The sequence below is a fragment of the Micromonospora pisi genome (assembly GCF_003633685.1).
GTDB lineage: Bacteria > Actinomycetota > Actinomycetes > Mycobacteriales > Micromonosporaceae > Micromonospora_G > Micromonospora_G pisi.
Genome location: NZ_RBKT01000001.1, coordinates 1,752,777 through 1,776,125, shown reverse-complemented (window position 1 = coordinate 1,776,125; position 23,349 = coordinate 1,752,777). Strand labels below are relative to the sequence as shown.

The 23,349-nt window shown below is 71.5% G+C and carries 16 protein-coding genes; 9 read left to right on the top strand and 7 right to left on the bottom strand.

All coding sequences use genetic code 11. The features are described 5' to 3' along the window. Positions 1-36: 36 nt before the first annotated feature. The 5 genes from BDK92_RS06785 to BDK92_RS06765 all read right to left on the bottom strand — a co-directional run bounded on the left by BDK92_RS06785 (position 37) and on the right by BDK92_RS06765 (position 7,658). Positions 37-384 carry a nucleoside triphosphate pyrophosphohydrolase family protein gene (locus BDK92_RS06785; protein WP_121161749.1) on the bottom strand — a complete coding sequence of 116 codons (348 nt, stop codon included), beginning with the start codon at positions 382-384 and terminating at the stop codon, positions 37-39. 23 nt (positions 385-407) lie between these two features. Beyond that, complete coding sequence (locus BDK92_RS06780) at positions 408-1,910, bottom strand: pyridoxal-dependent decarboxylase (protein ID WP_246016871.1); 1,503 nt, start codon at positions 1,908-1,910, stop codon at positions 408-410. Positions 1,911-2,001: 91 nt separating this feature from the next. Further along, on the bottom strand, positions 2,002-3,105 hold the full coding sequence (locus BDK92_RS06775) for a LacI family DNA-binding transcriptional regulator (protein ID WP_246016870.1): 1,104 nt from the start codon (positions 3,103-3,105) through the stop codon (positions 2,002-2,004). Then, positions 3,105-6,191 carry a glycoside hydrolase family 3 protein gene (locus BDK92_RS06770; protein WP_246016868.1) on the bottom strand — a complete coding sequence of 1,029 codons (3,087 nt, stop codon included), beginning with the start codon at positions 6,189-6,191 and terminating at the stop codon, positions 3,105-3,107. Before BDK92_RS06770 ends, BDK92_RS06775 begins: the two co-directional genes overlap by 1 nt. A 246-nt stretch (positions 6,192-6,437) precedes the next feature. Further along, positions 6,438-7,658, bottom strand: coding sequence for an ROK family transcriptional regulator (locus tag BDK92_RS06765; RefSeq protein ID WP_121155609.1), 1,221 nt, complete (start codon positions 7,656-7,658; stop codon positions 6,438-6,440). Positions 7,659-7,929: 271 nt separating this feature from the next. On the opposite strand from BDK92_RS06765, the gene BDK92_RS06760 reads away from it, so the two are divergent. The 5 genes from BDK92_RS06760 (at position 7,930) to BDK92_RS06740 (ending at position 16,682) form a co-directional block, all read left to right on the top strand. Beyond that, a complete protein-coding gene (locus tag BDK92_RS06760) occupies positions 7,930-9,606 on the top strand; it encodes an extracellular solute-binding protein (RefSeq protein ID WP_121155607.1) in 1,677 nt (558 codons plus the stop codon). A gap of 10 nt (positions 9,607-9,616) precedes the next feature. After that, positions 9,617-10,651: an ABC transporter permease gene (locus tag BDK92_RS06755; protein WP_121155605.1), complete on the top strand. Its 1,035-nt coding sequence runs from the start codon at positions 9,617-9,619 to the stop codon at positions 10,649-10,651. Next, entirely contained in the window at positions 10,648-11,613 is a 966-nt protein-coding gene (locus BDK92_RS06750) for a carbohydrate ABC transporter permease (protein ID WP_121155603.1), read from the top strand. The genes BDK92_RS06755 and BDK92_RS06750 overlap by 4 nt, the downstream gene beginning before the upstream one ends. Before the next feature lie 280 nt (positions 11,614-11,893). After that, a complete protein-coding gene (locus BDK92_RS06745; RefSeq protein WP_121155601.1) occupies positions 11,894-14,107 on the top strand; it encodes a beta-galactosidase in 2,214 nt (737 codons plus the stop codon). A gap of 232 nt (positions 14,108-14,339) precedes the next feature. Further along, on the top strand, positions 14,340-16,682 hold the full coding sequence (locus tag BDK92_RS06740; protein WP_121155599.1) for a rhamnogalacturonan lyase family protein: 2,343 nt from the start codon (positions 14,340-14,342) through the stop codon (positions 16,680-16,682). Positions 16,683-16,894: 212 nt separating this feature from the next. On the opposite strand, the gene BDK92_RS06735 is transcribed toward BDK92_RS06740, so the two are convergent. Together BDK92_RS06735 and BDK92_RS38870 are read right to left on the bottom strand one after the other, a co-directional pair. Next, positions 16,895-17,905 (bottom strand): LLM class flavin-dependent oxidoreductase, encoded by a 1,011-nt coding sequence (locus tag BDK92_RS06735; protein ID WP_246016866.1) that lies wholly within the window; start codon positions 17,903-17,905, stop codon positions 16,895-16,897. 83 nt (positions 17,906-17,988) lie between these two features. Then, entirely contained in the window at positions 17,989-18,156 is a 168-nt protein-coding gene (locus tag BDK92_RS38870; protein WP_170208517.1) for a hypothetical protein, read from the bottom strand. Positions 18,157-18,507: 351 nt separating this feature from the next. Here BDK92_RS38870 and BDK92_RS06730 point away from each other — a divergent pair, with 351 nt between their 5' ends. The 4 genes from BDK92_RS06730 to BDK92_RS06715 are packed head-to-tail and all read left to right on the top strand — an operon-like array spanning position 18,508 to position 23,295. Then, positions 18,508-19,389, top strand: a complete 882-nt coding sequence (locus BDK92_RS06730; RefSeq protein ID WP_121155595.1) for an IclR family transcriptional regulator — start codon at positions 18,508-18,510, stop codon at positions 19,387-19,389. Positions 19,390-19,409: 20 nt separating this feature from the next. Continuing rightward, on the top strand, positions 19,410-20,816 hold the full coding sequence (locus tag BDK92_RS06725) for an aldehyde dehydrogenase family protein (protein WP_121161743.1): 1,407 nt from the start codon (positions 19,410-19,412) through the stop codon (positions 20,814-20,816). Then, positions 20,813-22,300, top strand: a complete 1,488-nt coding sequence (locus BDK92_RS06720) for a sugar ABC transporter ATP-binding protein (protein ID WP_121155593.1) — start codon at positions 20,813-20,815, stop codon at positions 22,298-22,300. The genes BDK92_RS06725 and BDK92_RS06720 overlap by 4 nt, the downstream gene beginning before the upstream one ends. Further along, positions 22,297-23,295, top strand: coding sequence for an ABC transporter permease (locus BDK92_RS06715; RefSeq protein WP_121155592.1), 999 nt, complete (start codon positions 22,297-22,299; stop codon positions 23,293-23,295). Before BDK92_RS06720 ends, BDK92_RS06715 begins: the two co-directional genes overlap by 4 nt. Positions 23,296-23,349 lie beyond the last annotated feature (54 nt).

Here is a 23,349-nt window from a genome sequence, read left to right as displayed (position 1 = left end):
TACGGTTGTCGATGAGACACATTCTGCCGCGACGGTTCAGTCCCGTGACACCGCCGCCGGTACGGCACCAGCCGCGGCGGCGAGCCGGGCACCGACCTTGCCGGCGCAGTCGTCCAGCACCTCGCGGGCGTCGAAACCGAGGCTCTCGATCGCGATCAGCGCGGCCAGCGCCACGTCGGCCAGCTCGCCGGCGACCTCCGCCCGGGTGTGGGTGACCCCCTTGCGCGGGTTCTGCCCGAGCACGCCGATCCAGGCCCCGGCCGCTTCCCCGGCCTCCTCGGCGACCTTCAGGACCCGACAGGTCAGCTCCTGCGGATCGGACCCGTTCGCCTCGTCCAGCACGTCCCGGCAGGCCCGTACGGCGGCCCAGATGCTCTCGTTCACGCTGGTCACGGTAGCCGAGTGGGTCAGCCGGCCGGTGCGCCCGTCGCCCGGTTCCCCTCGGCCGCCCCGCCCAGCAGCGTGGTCGCGGTCCGTTCGACCAGCCGCCAGGCCAGGTCCACCTCCCGGTACGTGGTCTGCGGGGCGCCGACCGCCAACCGCAGCGTGTGCCGGCCGTTGACCCGGGTGTGTGTGAGGTGGACCCGGCCGGTCGCGTTGACCCGGGCCAGCAGTTCCGCGTTGCGCGCGTCGGCGGCGGGTATGTCGGCGGCTGGTGCGGCGTCGGCGCGCAGGCGGAAGCAGACCAGCGAGAACGGGTGCGGCGCCACCACCTCGAACCGTTCGTCGGCCCGGACCAGGTCGGCGAAGCGTCCGGCCAGGTCCACACCCGCACGGATGTGTGCCCGTAGTCCTTCGGCGCCGTACCAGCGCAGCACGAACCAGAGCTTCAACGCCCGGAACCGTCGACCCAGCGGCACCTGCCAGTCGCGGTAGTCGAGCACCGCACCCGATTCGGTCGCCGCGTTGCGCAGGAACTCCGGCAGTACGCTCAGCGCGCCGGTCAGTTCGGCCCGGTCGGCGACCCAGAACGCGTCGCAGTCGAAGCCGGTGAGCAGCCACTTGTGCGGGTCGAAGCAGTACGAGTCGGCGTACTCGACGCCCGCGTGCGACCAGCGCAGCTCCGGGCAGACCGCCGCCGCACCGGCGTACGCGGCGTCGACGTGCAGCCACAGCCCGTACGCCCGGCACAGCTCGCCGATCGCCGGCAGCGGGTCGACCGCGGTGGTGGAGGTGGTGCCGATCGTCGCCACCACCAGCGCCGGTACGTCACCCGCGGCCCGGTCCGCCTCGATCGCCGCGCGTAGCAGCTCCGGTCGCAGCGCGAGTGTCTTCGGGTCGACCTCGATGGCGCGTACCCCGTCGTCGCCGAGCCCGGCGATCCGGGCGGCCTTCTCGACCGACGAGTGCGCCTGGGTCGAGGTGTAGACCCGGTAGCGGCGGTCCACCCCGTTGCCACGCCAGCGCCCGCCGCTGGCCCGGTGCAGTGCGGCGAGGGTGGCGACCAGGGTCGCCGACGAGGCCGAGTCCTGGATCACCCCGCCACCGGGGCCGGAGGAACGGAACCGTTGCGGCAGGTCGATCAGCTCGGCCAGCCAGTCCATCATCACCGTCTCGACCTCGGTGCAGGCCGGCGCGCTCGCCCAGAGCATGCCCTGCACTCCGAGCCCCGCGCTGACCAGGTCGCCGAGCACGCTCGGGCCGGAGGTGTTCGCCGGGAAGTAGCCGAAGAACGCGGGGTGCTGCCAGTGGGTCAGGCCGGGGGCCACCACCGGGTCGAGGTCGGCCAGGATCCGGTCGAAGGGCTCACCGTGTTCCGGTGGGCCGGCCGGCAGCAGCGCGGCCACCGCACCGGGCGGTTCCGCCGGCGTCACCGGGCGTTCGGCCAGGTGGGTCCAGTAGTCGGCGATCCAGTCGATCACCGCGTAGCCGTTGCGACGGAACTCCTCCGGGTCCATGTGCGCGCCCATGCCCAAGTCGATCAGGAATCGACACCGTGGGCAAGGTGGGAATCGACGCCGGTGGACGGGGCGGGAATCGACGCCGGTGGGCGAGCAGGGTTCAGGAGCCGGTGGGGGAGAGGGCGGGGGCGCTGGTGCTGGCCCGGACGGTGAGTCGCGGGTCCAGCAGGGTCCCCTCCGGCACCGGCGTGCCGGCCAGCTTCTCCATCAGCAGCGTCACCGCCCGCTGGCCGACCTCCTCGGCCGGGATCAGCACCGAGGTCAGCGGCGGGCTGGCCCGCTCGGCCACCTCGTCCGGGCAGATCGCGACGACCGAGATGTCCCGTGGCACGCCGCGGCCCAACGTCGGCAACGCGGCGAGCACCTGTCCCACCGCCGCCTCGTTGTGCACCACCAGCCCGGAGAGTTCCGGTTCCCGCTCGAAGAGCCCGGCGAGTTCCTGGCGTACGGAGTCGAGGTTCTCCTCGCACGGCTGCGCGACCGCGTGCAGACCGAGCCGCTCGGCGGTCTCGACGAAACCGGACCGGGTCCGCCGGGCGAAGCCGGTGCCCCGCTCGTAGACCACCGACGGCGCGCCGAGCAGGGCGATCCGGCGGTGGCCGAGCCGCCCCAGGTGTTCCACGCAGACCTGACCCGCCTGATAGAAGTCGAGGTCCACACAGGTCAGACCGGTGGCGTCGGCCGGGAAGCCGATCAGCACGCTCGGCCGCTCCAGCCGACGCAGCAGCGGCACCCGGGGGTCGTCCATCTCCACGTCCATCAGGATCAGCCCGTCGACCATCGCGCTGGCCGCGATCCGGCGTAGCTCCGACGGCCCGTCGTCGGCGGTGACCAGCAGCACGTCGTGGTCGAACCGGCGCGCGGTGGTCACCACCGAGGTCGCGAACTGCATGAGTACGGGCAGGTGCATGCCCGAGCGCAGGGGCAGCACCAGGGCGATCACGTTCGCCCGGCGGCTGGCCAGCGCCCGCGCACCGGCGTTCGGGTGGTACCCCAGTTTCCGTACGCTGGTCAGCACCCGTTCCCGGGTCGTCGCCGAGATGGCCCGCTTGCCGCTGAGCACGTACGACACCGTGCTGACCGCGACACCCGCGTGCCGGGCCACGTCGGCGATGGTGACCATGTCCGGGCGCTTGGCCGGCGAACCCTCGCTGGCCGGGCCGGTGCTGCCGTCGGCTGGGGTGACAGGGGACGGATCGGACACTAGACGCCTCCAACATCAGCCACGGACCGTTGACCGATCGTCGCGCTGACGAAGCTCAACCAGCTCACGGTAACGCCTGGGGCATCGAACAGGAGGTACAGGTCCCGTACTCCGGTGGCCACCGACCGGTGCCAGCGACCGGTCACCTCGGCCCAGTCCCGCTCCCGACCGGGGCGGCCGTCCCGCAGGTCCATCGCCGGAACCGGAACAGATCCCACCACCGGACCGTCGACCGGGTCGTCCAACCGCAGGGTCAACCCGGCCGGGCCGGCCGCCGGCCGCGCCGACGGGCTGGCGATCCGGGCGGTGAGCGCGCCGACGCCGGCGCCGAAGTCGACCGAGGCGAACCGGAGCCAGGCGCCCGCCTCGGTGGCCGTGACCGCGTCCCCGGTGCCGCCGTCCGGCACCGGCACCACCCCTGAGTACTCGTCGTGGGTGGCGGCGCGCAGCGGGGCCCGCAGGGGGTCCCGGGGGCCGATCCGCTCGCCCCGTACGGTCAGCGTCGCGGTCGCGCGGAGGTCCTGGCTCGACCTACCGACGGCGATCGTGTGCCGGGCCCACTCGACCACGTACCGCTCGCTGGTGACGTCCCAGTGCGCCAGGTCGGCGGCGCGCAGCGCCAGTCGTACGGTGGTCCGCTCGCCCGGGGCCAGGGTGACCCGGGCGAAGCCGCGTAGCTGGCGCAGCGGCTGCTTCACCCGCGACCGCCGCTGCCGGGTGTAGAGCTGCACCACCTCGACCCCGGGTCGGTCGCCGACGTTGGCCACCTCGACGCTCACCTCGACCACCCCGTCCGGGTCGACCGTGTCGGTGTCACAGCGCAGCTCGCCGTAGTCGAACGTGGTGTAACTCAGCCCGTGACCGAAGGGGTAGAGCGGGGCGCCCCGGTAGTAGAGGTAGGTCGCGTCGTTGGCGATGACGTCGTAGTCGAACAGGTCGGGCAGTTCGGTGGCGGAGCGGTACCAGGTCTGGGTCAGCCGCCCGCCGGGGTCGGTGTCGCCGCAGAGTACGGCCGCGAGCGCGTGCCCGTACTCCTGGCCACCGTGGGCGGACCAGAGTACGGCCGACAGGTGCTCCTGCGCCCAGTTGACCGCGTACGGGTAGCCGCTGGTCAGCACGAGCACCGTACGCGGGTTCGCCGCGTGTACGGCGCGCAGCAGCGCCTCCTGTCCGGCCGGCAGGTCGAGGTCGACCCGGTCCTCGGTCTCCCGCCCGTTGACCATCGGGTGGTTGCCGAGCACCACCACCGCCACGTCGGCGTCGGCGGCGAGCGCGGCTGCCTCGACCGCACCGTCGGCGACCGGTTCGACGGCGAACGGGGTCGCCCCGACGGTGTCCCGGGCGTCGGCGTGCAGGACACCGTCGGTGCCGACTCGGACGTACCGTTCGCTCGCCTCGTGCCAGAGCAGGCTCCGCCCGTCGGCCGCTCCGACCAGTCGGAACGTCTCCCTGACCAGCCAGCCGCCCGGGCCGGGCCGGTCGTTGACCAGCCGACCGCCCTCGTCGCCGCCCACATGCCGGCCGTTGGCCACGGCACGCAACGCCACCAGACCGCGGCCCCAGTCGTACACCTCGAAGGTCGCGGCGGTCCCCGGACCGGCGGCGGTCAGCGGGACCCGGCCCGCCCCGGTCCGGGCCGGCGGCGCTTCGGCGGGCACGGCCAGGGTCGCCCCGGCGGGGCCGGACCCGGCGTGTACGTAGCCGGCGACCGGGCCGGTGGCCCGCAACGCGATCCGATCCACCCCCGGGTGGTACGCGACCGACGTGCCGAGCCGGGCGGCGAGCCCGTCCCGGGCGGTCACCGCGTACGGCAGGGTGCCGCTGTACCAGTCGACGTGCAGGGTGTCGGCGAGCGGCCCGAGCACTGCCACCCTCGGGGCGTGCGCCGGGGCGAGTGGGAGCAGCCCGTCGTTGCGCAGCAGCACGAACGACTCCTGCGCGGCCCGCCGGGCCAGCCGCCGGTGCGCGGGGCAGTTGACCACGTCGGCGGTGACGGCCCGGTACGGGTCGCGGTCCGGTGGGTCGAACTCGCCGAGCCGGAACCGGATGCTGAGCAGCCGTCGTACCGCCCGGTCCAGATCGGACTCGGTCAGCAGACCCCGGCGCAGCGCCTCGGTGAAGCGCCGACGGCTCGGGCCGCCGTCGGTGTCGTCCTCGGTGACGTTGTCGATCCCGGCCCGTAGCGCGGCGGCGTACCCGGTCGGGTGGTCCGGCAGGTGGCCCTGCGCCCCGGCCAGGTTCGTCACCGCACCCGCGTCGCCGACCACCATGATCTCGTCGGGCGCGCTGGCCCGGAGTTCGTCTCCCAGGAGCGGACTGAGGTGCGCCGGGCGCCCGTTCACCAGGTTGTACGAGGCCATCACGGCCACCGCCGCGCCGGCCGCGAGCGGGGCTCGGAAGGCCGGCAGTTCGTATTCGCGCAGTACCCGTGGCGGCAGGTTGCTGGAGCTCAGGCAGCGGTCGGTTTCGTTGTTGTAGCCGAGGAAGTGCTTCAGGGTCGGGGCGGTCTTGAGGCGGTCGGGGTGGTCCCCCCGCAGGCCGCTGGCGTACGCGGTGCCGAGCACCCCGGTCAGCCACGGATCCTCGGCGTAACCCTCCTCGTTGCGCCCCCAGCGGGGGTCACGCAGCGGGTTCACCACCGGTGCCCAGACGTTCAGCCCGATCCGCGACGGGTCCTGCCGGTGTCGGCCGCGTACCTCGTCGCCGACGGCGTCGCCGACCGCGCGGAGCAGTTCCGGGTGCCAGCCGCTGGCGAGCCCGAGTGCCTGCGGGAAGACGGTGGCCGGGCCGAGCCAGGCCAGCCCGTGCAGCGCCTCGGTGCCGGTACGGAAGCCGGCGACACCGAGTCGGGGGACGGCCGCCTGATACTGGTGCAGCAGACCGATCTTCTCGGCCAGGGTGAGCCGCGTGAGCAGGTCGCCGACCCGTTCCGCGAGCGGCCGGTCGGGGTCGCGGAAGCCCACCTCGGCCCCGGTGCCGGTGTGGGTGCTGGCCGGCTCGTCCCCGGACGGGGTGGGCGGCTCGTCGGCGACGGTGTACGGGGGCGGGCAGCTGGGCTGGGCGTCGCGCATGGTGGGCTGGCGCATGTCGATCACCTTTCGTGATCTCCGGCCGGCTCCACCACGGGGGACGGAGGGGTTCGGAGATCTCGGTTCGCGCAGGGTGGGGTGGCGCGGGGGGATCGGCCGCCAGCCCGGGAAGCTCGAAGCGCTTCGACGGCCGCCCGAAGATACGCCTCACCAGCACACCGGACGCCGGGGCGTGGCGGTGAAGCCCTTCGAGGTTTTCACCTCGCCGTCGCGCCGGTCAAGGGTCGACCTTGATCGATGTGCTCAGGTGGGTGGGGCGGGCGGGAGGCGGCCCGCATCGACCATCGCGAGCGCGCGGGCGGCGCCACCGACCGCCGCCGCGCCGGGCCCGAGAGCGGAGGCGGCGAGCCGGGTGCCCCCGGCGTCCGGTGCCACCGTACGGGCGGTCAGCTCCGCCTCGGCCGCTGGCAGCAGCCACGGGGCGAGGACGACGAAGTACCCGCCGAGCAGGACCACCTCCGGATTGACCAGGTTCCCGAGGATGGCTGCCGCGTGTCCGAGGTGCCGACCGGCCTCGGCGAGCACCTCCAGCGCCCGCCGGTCGCCCTGCCGCGCACGGGTTCGGACCCGCTCCAGCTCGGGGGCGAAATCGGTGACCGGCCCGTCCTGGGTGGAGTCCGCCAGCACCCGTCGGACCAGTGCCGGAATGCCGGCCAACGCCTCCAGGCAGCCCTGCCGGCCACACGGGCAACGCGGGCCGCCCGGATCGAGGCAGAGGTGTCCGATCTCCCCGGCGAAGCCGCGCCCGCCGCGCAGCAGGCGGCCGTCGGCCACCACGCCGGCCCCGATGCCGGCGCCGGCGGCGAGGTGGACCAGGTTGGCGGTGCCGGCGTACGGGCCGTGCCGGTGCTCGGCCAGGACAGCGAGATTGGCGTCGTTCTCGACCACCACCTCGAAGGCGGGGTCGCGTAGCGCCCGGCGCAGTTCGGCGCCGAGGGCGAGGTCCCGCCAGCCGAGGCTGGGCGCGCCCCGCACCGTACCCGCGTCGTCGATCAGCCCGGGCACACCGACCGTGAGCCCGAGTACACCGCGTCCCTGGGCGGCGAGCCGGCCGATCGCCCGGTTGGCGAGCGCGGCGATCGAGCTGACCGCCCGGGTGCCGGTGCCGCCCTGCCCGGTGAAGGCCCGGCGCCAGTTGAGCAGTTCGGTGCCACCGAGGTCGACCGCGACCACGCTGAGCTGGTCGGCGCTGACCTCGATGCCGATCGCCGCGTACGGTTCGCCGTCGAGCACCAGCATGGTGGCGGGGCGGCCGATCCGGTTCTCGGTCAGTCCGGTTTCGCGCAGCAGTCGCCGGTCGATCAGGTCGGCGACCAGGCTGGAGACGGTCGCCTTGTTCAACCCGGTGGCGGCGGCGATGTCCGCCCGGGAGCAGGGCGCGTGCGCGCGTACGTGGCGCAGCACGACGGCGAGGTTGGTGATCCGTACGTCGGCGAGGTCGGCCGGTTCGGCACCGGTCTGCATCGTGATCAAAGTCTTCCCGCTCCCCGCGTACTGGTGGCCCGACCGGTCTCGGCCGGCTCGCGGCGGTGATCCCATCATGCCCTGCCAGGGGTAAGGAAGGGCCCCTTGTTATCGCTTCAGGTATAGGAAGGGTCCCCTCCGCACGCCCGGCGGACGCCAGTGTCCCTTGTGGCAATGACCACTGTCGATTAACTTAGTTTAGTCACCCGACGAAATAACTCTACCTGTGCGTCCCTCCGTCGCACACCCCACCGATCGAAGGGAGTGTCCCGTGCATCCGACGCATCCGAGCGGGGCCACCGGCCGACGAAGCTTCCTCGGCCTGGTCGGCCTCGGTGGCGCCGCGCTGGCCAGCGGTGGTCTGCTCACCGGTTGCAGCAAGGAGGCCGGCAGCCGGGGCGCCGCCACCAGGGCTGACGCCGTCGCCGCGGTGCTGCCGAGCTACCGCCCGGTCGACCTGGTGAAGCCCGACATTCCCGGTGAGGGGCCGATTCCGCAGGGCTTCCTGACCTATCCCCGCAACCTCGTCACGGCGGTGGCCGAGAAACCCGGCGCCGGCGGCGCGGAGCTGCGGACCATGTCGCCCTGGTGGGGCCCGACCCCGCCGGGCGTCGGCCGGAACTCCTATCTGGACGCGGTGAACGCCCAGCTCGGCGTCGTGGTCAACCCCAGCCTCCAGGACGGCAACACGTACGCCGACAAGCTCAGCGCGGTGCTCGGGGCGCGGGACGTACCGGACCTGCTGGTCGGGCCGAACTGGGAGATCGACAAGATCTCCCGGTTCTCCGACGCGGTCCGGGCACTCTTCGAGGATCTGACCGACTACCTCAAGGGTGACGCGGTACACGCGTACCCGAATCTGGCCTCGCTGTCCACCGGAGCCTGGCAGTACGCGGTCTGGGGTGGCCGGCTCTACTCGGTGCCGTTCCCCACCGACGGCCCGTTCGCCTTCGCCATGTTCCACCGCAAGGATCTCACCGACGCGGCCGGTGTCGCCGCGCCCACCAGCACCGACGAGCTCTACCAGTTCGGCAGGAAGCTGACCCGGGCCGACCGGGGTGTCTGGGCGTTCGGCACCGTCTTCTCCATGGTGCAGCAGTACTTCGGCTGCCCGGGGGTGCAGAACGGCTGGCGGCGCAAGCCCGACGGCGGGCTGGTGCACAAGTACGAGCTGCCGGAATACCGGGCCGCGCTGGAGTTCACCACCCGGCTCTTCGCCGAGGGCCTGGTCCACCCGGACACGATCGCCACCAAGGGCGCCGACGAGAAGCAGCTCTTCAACGGCGGCAAGATCCTGATGTACCAGGACGGTCTCGGTGCCTGGCAGGGGATGCAAGGCGAGCAGGTCAAGGTCACCCCGACCTACAACATGCAGCCGGTGCAGGTCTTCGGCGCCGGCACCACCAGACCGGTGGTCTGGGGCAGCGAGAAACCGATCTTCTTCACCTTCGTCAAGAAGGGACTGGGCAGGACGCGTACCGAGGAGATCCTGCGGGTGCTCAACTGGGGTGCCGCCCCGTTCGGCAGCCGCGAGTACGAACTGCGCGAGTACGGGGTGGAGGGCACCCATTTCACCCGTGCCGCCGACGGCAGTCCGATCCCCACCGACCTGGGCCGCAAGGAGAAGGCCGCCCAGTTCGACTACCTCGGTGGGCGGGTGCCGGTCAAGGTACGCAGCGGCGACACCCCCGACTACGTAGCGGACTACCTCGGTTACCACCGCGCCACGATCGGACACCTGGAGCCCGACCTCTTTGCCGGGATCAAGCTCGAACTGCCGGCGAACTACGCCAAGGTGCTGGTCCCGAGCGAGGACAAAATCATCGACATCCTGCGCGGCCGACGGCCGATCGGTGACCTGGACCAGGTGGTCCGTGAGTTCCGCGCCGGCGGCGGGGACGAGGGGCGGGAGTTCCTGGAGAAGACCCTGGCCGACAACGGCAGATGAGCACCGCCGGATGAGCATCGACGAGACCACCGCCGAACGCGACCGGCGGATCCGACCTGGCCGCCGTACTCGCCGCGACCGGCGTGGTCCGGGCGTCCGGCGTACTTTCCGCGTCCGGCGTACTTTCCGCGACCGGCTGCGGCGGGACTGGCCGCTGCTGCTGATGGTCGCGCCCGCCGCGCTGCTGCTGCTGGTCTTCCACTACCTGCCGACCTTGGGCAACGTGATCGCGTTCCAGGACTACAACCCGTTCCTGGGTGACGACCCGCTCGACGCCTTTCTGCAGAGCGAGTGGATCGGGTTCGGCAACTTCGAGACCCTCTTCACCGACCCGGCCTTCTGGGACGCGGTACGCAACACCCTGACCATCACCGCGTTCCAGCTGGTCTTCTTCTTCCCACTGCCGATCCTGCTCGCCGTCCTGCTCAACAACGTGCTCTCCGCCCGGGTACGCGGCCTGGTGCAGAGCGTCGTCTACCTGCCGCACTTCTTCAGCTGGGTACTGGTGGTCACCTTCTTCGTCCAGATGCTCGGCGGCGCCGGGCTGCTGACCCAGGAGATGCGCCAGGCCGGGCTCGAGCCGTGGCAGGTGATGACCAACCCGGACACGTTCATCGTGCTGGTCACCGCCGAGGCGATCTGGAAGGACGCCGGTTGGGGCGCGATCGTCTTCCTCGCCGCGCTCTCCGCGATCGACCAGAACCTGTACGAGGCCGCGGCGGCCGACGGCGCGGGGCGGTGGCGGCGGTTCTGGCACATCACCCTGCCGGGACTGCGGCCGGTCATCATCCTGCTGCTGATCATGCGACTGGGTGACGCGCTCTCGGTCGGCTTCGAGCAGTTCATCCTGCAACGGGAGGCGGTCGGCCGGCAGGCGGCCGAGGTGCTCGACACCTTCGTCTACTACCAGGCGATCGTGCCCCAGCAGTGGGGCCTGGGTGCCGCCGCCGGCCTGTTCAAGGCGGTGGTCGGCCTGATCCTGATCCTGGCCGCGAACTCCGCCGCGCACCGGCTCGGCGAACAGGGGGTGTACGCGAAATCATGAGTGTCGTCTCGGCTCGACCGGACAGGACGGACCCGCCCCGACGCCCGCGTCGGCGCAGGCAGGGCGAGGCCCGGCCGGCCTGGGCGGAGCGGCCGACCCCGATCGGGCGGCTCGGCAAGGGGGTGCTGCTCACCCTGCTGGTGCTCGCCGTACTCGGGCCGCTCTGGGCGGTGCTGGTGACCAGCCTCGCCGCGCGGGACACGATCAACGAGGCGGGCGGGATCGTCCTGGTGCCGCGCGAGATCGACATCTCCGCGTACGTGACGATCTTCTCCGGCGGTACGGTCACCCAGGCGGTCTGGGTCAGCACCCTGGTCACCGTCGCCGGCACCCTGGTGAGCCTGGTGCTGACGGTGCTCGCGGCGTACGGGTTGTCCCGGCCGGACTCGCTAGCCCACCGGCCGCTGCTCTTCTTCTTCCTGCTCACGTTCCTGATCTTTCCCGGCCTGGTGCCGAGCTACCTGGTGGTGACCGGACTGGGCCTCAAGGACAGCCTCTGGTCGCTGGTCCTGCCGAGCGCGATCAGCGTCTTCAACCTGGTGGTGGTCCGCGCCTTCTTCATGAACGTGCCGTCGGAGCTGGTGGACAGCGCGCGGATCGACGGCGCGGGGGAGTTCCGCATCCTCACCCTGATCATGCTGCCGCTCTCCCGGGCGGTGGTGGCGGTGGTCGGCCTCTTCTACGCGGTCGGCTACTGGAACGCGTACTTCAACGCCGTGCTCTACCTCGACGACAACGACAAGTTCCCGATCCAGCGGGTGTTGCAGAGCTACCTGCTCGCCGGACAGTCGCCGCACGTCACCGGCAACGTACCGAACCTGCCGGGTGTCACCGCGTACCCGCCGTCGTTGGCGATCAAGATGGCGGTCGTGGTGGTCACCGTGGTCCCGGCGCTGTTGATCTACCCCTTCGTGCAGCGGCACTTCACGAAGGGCGTGCTCACCGGTGCGGTCAAGGGCTGAGCTCCGGTCCGGGGCGGGGCGCCCCCCCACCTGGGCACCCCGCCGGACCCGCGCCCTCGGGTCTCCAGCCGCCGATGCCCGTCTGGCGAGCACCGGCCGATCGGTTCGACCGAACCCTTCCCCTCTAGTTTCTTTGGCTTCCAAACAAACTGTCAATGCTTCTGAGGTTAGGAAGGGCCCCTAGTACAACGGAATCCGATAACAAGGGGCCCTTCCTTACCCCTGGTTGGGCGGGGGAGTGAACAAAGTGGATGGTGGGGAGAGGAGAGGGGTGGGGGCGATGCGGTGGCCGAGGGGCGTCGACGGGTTCTGCTACGGCGGCGACTACAACCCGGAGCAGTGGCCGGCGGAGGTCTGGACGCAGGACGTGGCGCTGATGCGCCAGGCCCGGGTCAACCTGGTCACCGTCGGCGTCTTCGCCTGGTCGCGGCTCGAGCCGCACCCGGGGCGGTACGACTTCGACTGGCTGGACCGGGTGCTGGATCTGTTGCACGGTGCGGGCATCCGGGTCGCGCTCGCCACCCCGACCGCCTCGCCGCCACCGTGGTTCAGCCTGGCCCATCCCGACGCGTTGCCGGTCACCGTGGACGGCGTACGGCTGCACCACGGCAGCCGGGACACCTACTGCGCGGTCGCACCGGCGTACCGGAACGCCGCCCGTGCGATCGCCGAAGCGCTCGCCGCCCGCTACCGGGACCACCCGGCGCTCGCGCTGTGGCACGTGCACAACGAGTACGGCACCACCTGCCACTGCCGGTACGTCGCTGACGCGTTCCGGCACTGGCTGCGCTCCCGGCACGGTGACCTGGATCGGCTCAACGACGTCTGGAGCACCAGCTTCTGGGGCCAGCACTACTCCGACTGGGAGCAGGTCGACCTGCCCCGGGCCACCCAGTACCTGGCCAACCCGGCCCAGTTGCTGGATTTCCGCCGGTTCTGGTCCGATCAGCTGCTGGCGGCGTACGTCGAGCAGCGTGACCTGCTGCGAGCCGCGACGCCCGACGTGCCGGTGACCACAAACTACGTCTTCGGCGACTGGGTGCCGGTCGACCACGCGCGCTGGTCGAGCGAGGTGGACCTGGTCGCGATCGACCACTATCCGTCGGCTGCCGACCGGGGAGCGGAGGAACAGATCGGATTCGCCGCCGACCTCGCCCGCTCCTGGGCCCGTCGAGTCGGCACGGGTGGCGACGGCGGGCCGGGTGCCGACGGCGGTGCGGCCTGGTTGCTGATGGAGAGCGCACCGAACCTGATCCACGTACCGGGTCGGATGCACAGCCGGGAGCCGGGCCGGCTGGCGCGCAACAGTCTCGCGTACGTCGCCCGGGGGTCGGTGGGGGCGATGTTCTTCCAGTGGCGGGCGCCGGTCGGTGGCGCCGAGCGGTTCCACTCCGCCCTGGTTCCGCACGTCGGGCCGGAGAGCAGGGTGTTCCGGGAAACTGTGGCACTGGGCCGGGACCTGGCCCGACTCTCCGCACAGGTCGGCCGTTGCGGCATGGTCCAGACGTCGGTGGGGATCGGTTGGGATGTCGAGTGCTGGTGGGCGCTACAGGGTCCCGGTCTGCCCTCGCGGCGACTGGACTACCTGGACGAGGTCGGCACCGTGCACCGCCTGTTGTGGCAGGCCGGGTTCGGCACCGACTTCGTCGGACCGGACCAGCTCGCCCACCCGACGGCCGCCGCCGGCCGGATCGGAGTCGCGACCGGTCCGGACGTCGGGGACCCAGCCGTCGGGGATGCCGTCGGGGACCCGGCCGGCGGCCACGTTCTGCTCGTTCTCCCCGCGCTCTACCTGGCCTCGGATCGGACCGCGTCCCGGGTCCGGGCCTGGGTCGCCGCCGGTGGACACCTGCTGGTCAGCTACTTCAGCGGGATAGCCGACGAGCACGGCCGGATCCGGCTGGGCGGCTACCCCGGTGCCTTCCGGGACGTGCTCGGGATCCGGGTCGAGGAGTTCCACCCGCTCGCTGACGACGAGCGGCAGCCCGTGGTCGGCGGTCCGGGCCTCCCGGTGGGCGCCGACGGGCGGGACGGGGGTCACGGCGGCGCCATGACCGGGCGGATCTGGAGCGAGACGGTACGGCTCGCCGGGGCGCGGCCGGTGCTGACGTACGCGGGCGGGCGGTTGGCCGGTCAGCCGGCGGTGACCCGGCACCGGTACGGGGCGGGCGTCGCCTGGTACGTCTCCACCCGGCTCGACGACGACGGTTACCGCTGGCTGCTGGAGTTGGTGGCAACGGCGGCCGGTGCCGTGCCGACCTGCCCGCAGGCGCCGGTCGGGGTGGAGGCGGTGCGGCGCGGGTCGCCCGAGGGGACGAGCTGGCTGTTCCTGTTCAACCACGACGAGGCACCCCGGTCGGTCCCGGTGGCCGGGACGCCGGTGCTCGTCTCCGGCAGACCGGCCCCGCACTCCGGCGGACCGTCGGTGACCGTGCCGGGTGGCGGGTACGTCGTACTGCGCGAGGACCGACACCTGCCGCCGAGGCAGAACTGAAACCTTTTAAATTTGCCATCCTCTATCTTGTGAGCGCTGTGGCCTTGTCCTACGCTTCAGATGCGCCCGGAGCCTTCATCTGTCGTCGCGGCGGTCATTGAACTGATTTATTCCTTGGCCGTCCCGCGTGGTGTGCGATCCGCCGGCCAGGGCAGCCGGCGGGGACCGTCCGGCCCGTCGCGGCCGGCGACACCGTCGCACCGCCGCGCACCCCGTCCTCCCCGGAGTAGAGATGCCCAGCTCACGACAACGCATCGTGTCCGCCGCCGGTACCGGATCGGGGCGCTCCGCGTCCCGCCGTACCGCACTTCTCGCCGCCATCACCGCCGGCACGCTCGCCGCCACCGGTGCGATGACCGCCGTGGTCGCCTCCGCCGCCGCGGCCGGCTGCCGGATCGACTACCAGGTCACCAACCAGTGGCAGGGCGGGTTCGGCGCCAGCGTCACCCTGACCAACCTCGGCGACCCGCTCACCGCCTGGAACCTCACCTGGTCGTACGCCGCCGGTCAGCAGGTGACCCAGGCGTGGAACGCGACGGTGAGCCAGTCCGGTACGCAGGTCAGCGCCGTGAACGTCGGCTACAACGGTGCCGTGGCCACCCTCGGCACGGTCTCGTTCGGCTTCAACGGGTCCTGGAACAACGCCAGCAACCCGGTGCCGGCGAGCTTCGCGGTGAACGGCACCACCTGCACCGGTGGCGTCTCACCGACCACCGGCCCACCGACCGGCCCGCCGACGAACACACCGACGCCCACCCCGCCGGCCCCGACGACCGACCCGCCGCCCACCACCCCGACCACCCCGCCGACGACGGCCCCGCCGGCAGCCGGGGCGAAGCAGGCCGAGGACCTGGACCGGGGCCTGGTCAGTGTCCGGTCCGGCAGCGCCAACCTGGTCTCCTGGCGGCTGCTCGGCACCGAGGGGTCGGGTGTGGCGTTCAACCTCTACCGGGGCACCACCCGGGTGAACGCCGCGCCGATCACCGGTGCCACGAACCACCTCGACAACGGTGCCCCGGCCGGCGCGGCGTACACGGTACGGGCGGTGGTGAACGGCGCCGAGCAGGCCGCCTCGGCACCGGCGCTCCAGTTCGCCAACGGCTACCTGGACGTACGGCTCCAGGTGCCACCGGGCGGCACCACGCCCTCCGGTGAGGCGTACACCTACTCGGCCAACGACGCCTCCGTCGGTGACCTGGACGGCGACGGCCGGTACGAGATCGTGCTGAAGTGGGATCCGTCCAACGCCAAGGACAACTCGCAGTCCGGCTACACCGGCAGCGTCTACGTTGACGCGTACACCCTGACCGGGAGCCGGCTGTGGCGGATCGACCTGGGGCGCAACATCCGGGCGGGCGCGCACTACACCCAGTTCCAGGTGTACGACTACGACGGTGACGGCGACGCCGAGGTGGCGATGAAGACCGCCGACGGCACCCGTTCCGGCACCGGGCAGGTGATCGGCTCGTCCTCGGCCGACCACCGCAACTCGAGCGGCTACATCCTCGCCGGGCCGGAGTTCCTGACCATGTTCGACGGTCGGACCGGTGCGGTCGCCTCCACCGTGGACTACCTGCCGGCCCGGGGCACGGTCTCGTCGTGGGGTGACAACTACGGCAACCGGGTCGACCGGTTCCTCGCCGGCACCGCCTACCTGGACGGGCAGCGGCCGTCTCTGATCATGTCCCGGGGCTACTATACCCGTACGGTGATCGTGGCCTGGGACTTCCGCGACGGCAGCCTGACCCGGCGCTGGACGTTCGACTCCAACTCCGCCGGCAGCCAGTACGCCGGCCAGGGCAACCACAGCCTGGCCGTCGCCGACGTGGACGCGGACGGCCGGGACGAGATTCTCTTCGGTGCGATGTGCGTCAACGACAACGGGACCGCCCTCTGGAACACAGGGCACGGTCACGGCGACGCCGGACATGTCGGTGACTTCGATCCGGGCCGCTCCGGGTTGGAGTACTTCAAGGTCAGCGAGGATGCGAGCAAGCCGTCGTCCTGGTTCGCCAACGCCCGTACCGGGCAGGTCCACTGGTCCACCGCCCCGGGTGGGGACAACGGTCGGGGCGTGGCCGGTGACATCTACGCCGGCAGCGCGGGTGCCGAGGCGTGGTCGGCGGCGGTCGACGGGCTGCGCGGCCCGAGCGGCGCGAACGTCGGCCGCAAGCCCTCGTCGATCAACTTCCTGGCCTGGTGGGACGGGGATCCGGTGCGTGAGCTGCTCGACGCCACCCGGATCGACAAGTACGGCACCGGCGGCGACACCCGGCTGCTCACCGGCAGCGGGGTGGCCTCGAACAACGGCACCAAGTCCACGCCCGCGCTCTCGGCCGACATCCTCGGCGACTGGCGGGAGGAGGTGATCTGGCGGACCAGCGACAGTGCCGCGCTACGGATCTACAGCACGCCGACGCCGACCAGCACCCGGATCACGACACTGATGCACGATCCGCAGTACCGGGTGGCGGTCGCCTGGCAGAACACCGCCTACAACCAGCCGCCGCATCCGAGTTTCTTCATCGGTGACGGGATGGCGACGCCGTCCGCGCCGAACATCTACCTTCGCTGAGTCCGTACCGGCGGGCCCAGTCGTACCGGGCCGGGTAGGGGCCCACCCCACCCGGCCCGGTACGACACACACCGCGACATGACGCGACCCGTCCCGACCGCGCATGTCGAACCACCACCGGTATTGAGACTAGGCGGGGCTACGGGGCGTATCGGTGACGGCCACGTGAAGATCCTGTTTCACGGCTGATCGAGGACGGAGCGCACTCCGAGTCAGTGTTCGCGGCGCAACCCGCCCGCGACGTGTTCGGCGATCAGTTCGAACGAACGTACCCGCGCCTCGATGTCGTAGACCATCGCGGTCAGCATGAGTTCGTCGGCCTGGGTCTGTTCCAGCAGCGCGGAGAGCTGCCGGCGGACCGTCTCCGGGCTGCCCATCGCCTGACCGTGCATCCGGTCCCGGGTGAACTGCCGCTCGATCTCCGTGTACGGGTAGGCGGCGGCCTCCTCCGGGGTAGCCAACGGCTCCGGCCGGCCGGAGCGCAGCTTGAGGAAGGAGAGTCCGGCCGGGCCGGCGAGCCACTGCGCCTGCTCGTCGGTGTCGGCGCAGATCGCGTTCACCGCGACCATCGCGTACGGCTCCTTGAGCCACTGCGACGGTCGGAAGTGCTGCCGGTAGAGGGCCAGCGCGGGGAGGGTGTTGGTGGAGCTGAAGTGGTGCGCGAAGGAGAACGGCAGGCCGAGCATTCCGGCGAGCTGGGCGCTGAAGCCGCTCGAACCGAGCAGCCAGACGGCCGGCATGTCACCCTTGCCGGGGCTGGCGGTGATCGGACCGGGGCGTTCCCCGGTGAAGTAGTTGACCAGGTCGGCGAGCTCCTGGGGGAAGTTCTCGGCGGAGAGCCCGTCCATGGTCCGGCGCAACGCCAGGGCGGTGACCTGGTCGGTGCCGGGTGCCCGGCCGATACCCAGGTCGATTCGGCCGGGGTGCAGCGCCTCCAGGGTGCCGAACTGCTCGGCGACCACCAGTGGGGCGTGGTTGGGCAGCATCACCCCGCCGGAGCCGACCCGGATGGTCGAGGTGGCGGCGGCCAGGTGGGCGATCACCACGGGCGGCGCGGAGGACGCGATCGCCGGCATGTTGTGGTGTTCGGCCACCCAGAAGCGCTGGTAGCCCAGCTCTTCTGTCCGTCGGGCCAGCTCGGTGGTGTGCCGCAGGGCCTGGCCGGCGGTGGTTCCGGCGGCGACCGGTGCAAGGTCAAGAACTGACAGGGGTACGTCGATCACACGGGCGATCAACGTCCGGCCCGCCCAGTTTGTTCCGCTCGGGGGGATCGGGTGATTATGCCCACCGGTCGGCCCTGCCCGGGTCAGCTGATCAGGGTCCAGAGGTGCTGGGCCGAGGCCGACTCGAACTCGCCCCGGGCGGCCTGGCGGGCCAGCTCGTCGCGACTGATCCCCAGCTCGGCGAGTTGCCCGTCGACGAAGCGGTCCCAGTCCTCGTCGGCCTGGGGTCGCTCCTGCTCCTCACTCGTCATGATCCGACCCTACCGCTTGGTACGACCTCCGGGGCCGGCGGTCTCCAGCCTCGCCGGTAGGTGCCGGCGAGCCGCTTATCGCATTGATCAAGGTATGTGCGAAATGGTAGAGACATTGGATGTCTGGTGCGGTTGCTCATCGGAGCGATGGTCGCACGGCTGGACCGTCCCGGATCCTTGGCGCTGAAACGGCGTGCTGCCAGGCGATTGAACGCCATCCGGTGTTTTGGTGATCTTGTCTTTCCCCAGATACCTCCGATGTATCTGGCTCCAGAAGGTTGACAGGTTTGTTTCACGGTGTAAACATCGCCGTTATCTGGAACTCGATGGAAATGGATTCGAGTAACTCGAATGAGGAGCGGACGAAAATCGTCGAGCGTCGATAAGGCATTCGAACTGATCGGTGCGGTCTCGGAGGCCGGGGGCGCCGGTCTGACCCTGGGTGAACTCGCCGCCGAGGCCGGAATCGCGGTGAGCACCACCCACCGGTACACCACCTCGCTACTGGAACTCGGCGTCCTCGAACGGGATCCGGCCGGCGCCTTCCACCTCGGCGTGACCCTGATCGCGCTCGCCGGGCAGTACCTCGACGAGGACGGTCTGCGCGCCGCCGCCCGGCCCTACCTGGTCGACCTGGTCGAGTTGAGCGGAGAGACCGTGCACCTCGGCGTCCCGGTCGGCAACCGGATCGTCTACGTGGACAAGGTGGAGAGCGCCAAGTCCGTCCGGTTGGTCTCCCGGATCGGCAGCCGGGTCGCCATGCACAGCACCGCGATGGGAAAGGCCGTGCTCGCCGTACTGGACGAGCGGCGCCGGGCGGAGATCCTCGCCGCTGGGCTGCCCGCGCGTACCGGCCGGACCCTCACCGGTGCGGCCCTGCTCGCCGAACTCGACCTCGTCCGGACCCGGGGGTTCGCCATCGACGACGAGGAGAACGAGGAGGGCGTGCGCTGTTTCGGCCTGCCGATCATGAGTGTCGCCGGGGAGCCGGTCGGTGCGTTCAGTGTCTCCGCCCCGGCACACCGGTTCAGCATTGACGACTGTCACCGGCTGGCGCCGGCCGCGCTGGCAATGGCGGTCAATATCGGGCGCCGACTCGGATATCCGGACCGCCGTGGCCGGCGCGTTTCCGGCACCACCACCCCGACGTGGTCGACCGGGTCCGGAACACCACACCGAGCGCCGCGTCCGGCGCCCACGAAACCCCCGCGACCGAGCGAACCCACCAGCTGACCAGCCAAGGAGTGAAACGGATGCCCGCCGTCACGTCTTCCGTCATCAACGTGCACAATCCCGGCACCGGCGCCCACCTTGGCGACGTCGAGGCGGCCGGCGAGGACCAGGTGATCGCGGCGGTCGAAGCCGCCCAGGCGGGGCAGCGGGCGATGGCCGCACTGCCCGCGTACGAGCGGGCGGCGTTGCTCGGGCGGATCGCCGACCTCGTCGAGCAGGAGCGGGAGAGCCTCGCCCGGCTGCTCGCGGCCGAGAACGGCAAGCCACTGACACAGACCCGGGGCGAGGTGGACGCCGCGATCCGGATCTTCCGCGGGCACGCCGGCGAGGCGACCCGACTCTTCGGCCGGCAGATCCCGCTCGACGCCGTACCCGGGCTGGAACGGCACCTGGCGGTGACCATGCGCGAACCCCTCGGCGTGGTGGCGGCGCTGGTCCCGTTCAACTACCCGGTCGAGCTGTACGCGCACAAGGCGGCGGCCGCGCTCGCCGCCGGCAACGCGGTGCTGGTCCAACCGCCCGCCCGCTGCCCGCTCGCCCTGGTCCGGATCGCCGAACTGGTGGAGCTCGCGGGTGCCCCCCGGCACGCGCACCAACTTGTCACCGGCGGGGTACGCGTCTCCGAACTCCTCGCCGAACTGCCCGGCATCGCCGCGGTCAGCCTCACCGGCAGCACCGCCGCCGGGCGGGCCATCGCCCAGCACGCCGCCACCACCCTGAAGAAGGTCTTCCTGGAACTCGGCGGCAACGACGCGCTGATCGTCTGTGACGACGCCGACGTCGAGCAGGCCGCCCGGGCGGTGGTGCTCGGTCGGCTGGCCCGGGGCAACGGGCAGATCTGCTGCGCGGTGAAACGGGTCTACGTGCAGGACGGCGTACACGACGCGTTCGTGGCGTCGCTGCTCGCGCAGACCGCCGAGCTCGCCGTCGGCGACCAACTGGTCGAGCGGACCGACGTGGGGCCGCTGATCAGTGAGACGGCGGCGCGGCGGGTCGAACAGGCGGTCGGCCAGCTCGTCGACGACGGCGCCCGGCTCGTCGCGGGGGGCGACCGGCGTGGTGCCTTCGTCGACCCGACCGTCCTGGTCGACGTGCCGGCCGACAGCCCCGCGCTGGCCGCGGAGATCTTCGGTCCGGTCGCGCCGGTGGCCCGGTTCGCCGATCCGTCCGAGGCGGTCACGATGGCGAACGAGTCGCCGTACGGGCTGCACGCGGCGGTCTTCACCCGGGACATCTCGCGCGCCTTCACCATCGCCCGCCGGCTCGACGTCGGCGGGGTCCTGATCAACGGCTCGACCGCGGTACGGGCCGAGAACCTGCCGTTCGGCGGCACCAAGGAGACCGGCGGCTACCGCGAGGGGCTGCACGACACGGCGCTCGGCTTCACCCGGCAGAAGACGATCGTGGTGATGGAGGCGTTCGAATGAGCCTCGAACTGCGCGGCGTACACAAGGACTACGGCGGTGTCGAGGTGCTGCACGGGGTCGACCTGGTCGGGCGCCCGGGGGAGGTGCTCGCCGTGGTCGGCGCGAACGGCGCCGGCAAGTCGACCCTGATCAAGATCCTGGCCGGCGCCGAGCGGATGAGCGCGGGCGAGATGTGGCTGGACGGAAAACGGATCGAGCCCCGCTCGCCGCACGACGCGCACGCCCACGGCATCCGTACCGTCCACCAGGAACTCAGCCTGGTGCCCGAACTGTCGGTCACCGAGAACCTGTTGATGGGCAACTTCCCGCGCCGCGCCGGCCTGATCGACTGGGCCGCCGCGCACCGGCGGGCGGCGGCGCTGCTCACCACGATCGGCTTCGGCGCGATCAACCCCCGTACCGTCGCCGGCCGGCTCTCGGTGGCCCGGCAGCAGATGGTGGAGATTGCCAAGGCGCTGGTCGGCGACCCCCGGGTGCTGGTGCTCGACGAACCCTCCGCGGTCCTGGCCGGCAGCGACCTGGACTCGCTCTTCGCTCTGGTCCGGCGGCTGACCGACCGGGGTGTGCTGGTCGTCTACGTCTCGCACCGGCTGGCCGAGGTGCTCGACCTGGCCACCTCGATCGTGGTGGTCAAGGACGGTCGGGTGGTCGGCACCACCACGCCCGCCGAGACCACCGAGGACGAGCTGATCCGGCTGATGGCCGGCCGCCGGCTGGCGCAGATCTACCCGGACCGGCGTGGCGCCCCGGGCGCGCCCCGGCTCACCGTCACCGGGCTGCGCCGGCCGAACGAGTTCCGCGATGTCTCGTTCACCCTGCACGCGGGGGAGGTCGTCGGCCTGTTCGGCCTGGTCGGCTCCGGCCGCAGCGAACTGGCCCGGTGCGTCTTCGGCGCCGTCCGGGCGGCGGCCGGCGAGGTCCGCGTCGCGGGCGGTGGCGGCGACTTCCGCAGCCCCGCCGAGGCGATCGCGGCCGGGCTGGCGCTGGTCACCGAGGACCGCAAACGCACCGGCCTGGTCCTCGGCCTGACCGTACGGGACAACATTGCCCTCACCACCCTGCGCCGCGACACCAGGGGCGGCCTGATCGACCGGAGCCGCCAGCGCGGCCAGGTCAGCACCATGGTCGAGCGGCTCGGCATCCAGCCGGCGCGTTGCGCGTCGATGCCGGTGGTCCAGCTCAGCGGCGGTAACCAGCAGAAGGCGGTGCTGGCCAAATGGCTGCTGGTCGAGCCACGGGTGCTCATCCTCGACGAGCCGACGCGGGGGGTCGACATGGCGACCCGGGTGGAGATCTACCGCATCATCGACGACCTGGCCCGGTCCGGGTTGAGCGTGCTGCTCATCTCCTCCGACCTGACCGAGGTGCTCGGCGCGTCGGACCGGGTGCTGGTGATGCGGCAGGGGCGGCTCACCGCTGACCTGCCCGCCGACCGGAGCACCGAGGACGAGGTACTCGCCTACGCGATCGAGGAGCGGACATGACCGGGCAGCTCACCAGCACCGGGCCGGAGAGGACCGGGGGCGGCGGCCGGCGACCGTTGCGCCTGGTGCTCAACGGCCGCGACCGTACGGTCGAGGCGGCGCTCGGCACCCTCGTCGTACTCCTGCTCGTGGTCGCCGCGGCAACCTCCGAGACGTTCTTCACCCCGACCAATCTCACCAACCTGCTCAAGCAGATGGTCACCACCGGGCTGCTCGCCTTCGGCATGCTGGTGGTGATCCTGACCGGTGGCATCGACCTCTCCGTCGGGTCGGTGGTCGCCTTCGCCGGCATCGTCACCGCGGGCCTGGTGTCCGGGCTGCCGATCCCGCTGGCGATGGCGGTCGGAATCGCCGCCGGTATCGGGTTCGGACTGGTCAACGGTGTTCTGGTGGCCCGGTTCGAGTTGGCGCCGTTCGTGGTGACGCTGGCCGCGCTGACCACCGTCCGGGGGCTGGCCTTCGTCTACTCCGACGTGCCGATCGCACCGGACGACCCGGCGTTCTTCACCCTCGGATCGGCGATGGTGGGACCGATCCCGCTGACCACGGTGATCATGCTGGTGGTCTTCGGCGCCGGCGGGGTGTTCCTGTCCCGCACCCCGGCGGGCAGGTCGATCATCGCGATCGGCGGCAACCCGGAGACGGTACGGCTCGCCGGCATCAACGTACGCCGGCACGTGGTCCTCGCGTACACCATCAGCGGCGCCTGTGCCGGGCTGGCCGGGGTGATCCTGGCCAGTCGGGTGGGCATCGCCCAGCCGAGCGTCGGGGTCGCGTTCGAACTGGACGCGATCGCCGCGTGTGTGATCGGCGGGGCGAGTCTGGCCGGCGGTCGCGGTACGGCGAAGGCGACCCTCGGCGGGGTCCTCGTCCTCGCTCTGATCAACAACCTGCTGAACCTGTACGGCGTACAGAGCTTCTGGCAGCAGGTTCTCAAGGGACTGATCATCATCGCGGTGATCCTGGTCCAGCGGGTGAACCGGGTACGCACCTGAACCGCGCCGCCCCGGACCCGCCGTCCCGTCCCGTAAGGCGCCCTGTCCACCACC

Bases quoted from the DNA above. Each gene is read 5' to 3' on its own strand.
- BDK92_RS06750 (WP_121155603.1), top strand. From the start codon at position 10,648: ATGAGTGTCGTCTCGGCTCGACCGGACAGGACGGACCCGCCCCGACGC.
- BDK92_RS06725 (WP_121161743.1), top strand. From the start codon at position 19,410: ATGCCCGCCGTCACGTCTTCCGTCATCAACGTGCACAATCCCGGCACC.
- BDK92_RS06715 (WP_121155592.1), top strand. From the start codon at position 22,297: ATGACCGGGCAGCTCACCAGCACCGGGCCGGAGAGGACCGGGGGCGGC.
- BDK92_RS38870 (WP_170208517.1), bottom strand. From the start codon at position 18,156: ATGACGAGTGAGGAGCAGGAGCGACCCCAGGCCGACGAGGACTGGGAC.
- BDK92_RS06730 (WP_121155595.1), top strand. From the start codon at position 18,508: ATGAGGAGCGGACGAAAATCGTCGAGCGTCGATAAGGCATTCGAACTG.
- BDK92_RS06780 (WP_246016871.1), bottom strand. From the start codon at position 1,910: ATGGGCGCGCACATGGACCCGGAGGAGTTCCGTCGCAACGGCTACGCG.
- BDK92_RS06720 (WP_121155593.1), top strand. From the start codon at position 20,813: ATGAGCCTCGAACTGCGCGGCGTACACAAGGACTACGGCGGTGTCGAG.
- BDK92_RS06765 (WP_121155609.1), bottom strand. From the start codon at position 7,658: ATGCAGACCGGTGCCGAACCGGCCGACCTCGCCGACGTACGGATCACC.
- BDK92_RS06770 (WP_246016868.1), bottom strand. From the start codon at position 6,191: ATGCGCCAGCCCACCATGCGCGACGCCCAGCCCAGCTGCCCGCCCCCG.
- BDK92_RS06745 (WP_121155601.1), top strand. From the start codon at position 11,894: ATGCGGTGGCCGAGGGGCGTCGACGGGTTCTGCTACGGCGGCGACTAC.
- BDK92_RS06740 (WP_121155599.1), top strand. From the start codon at position 14,340: ATGCCCAGCTCACGACAACGCATCGTGTCCGCCGCCGGTACCGGATCG.
- BDK92_RS06755 (WP_121155605.1), top strand. From the start codon at position 9,617: ATGAGCATCGACGAGACCACCGCCGAACGCGACCGGCGGATCCGACCT.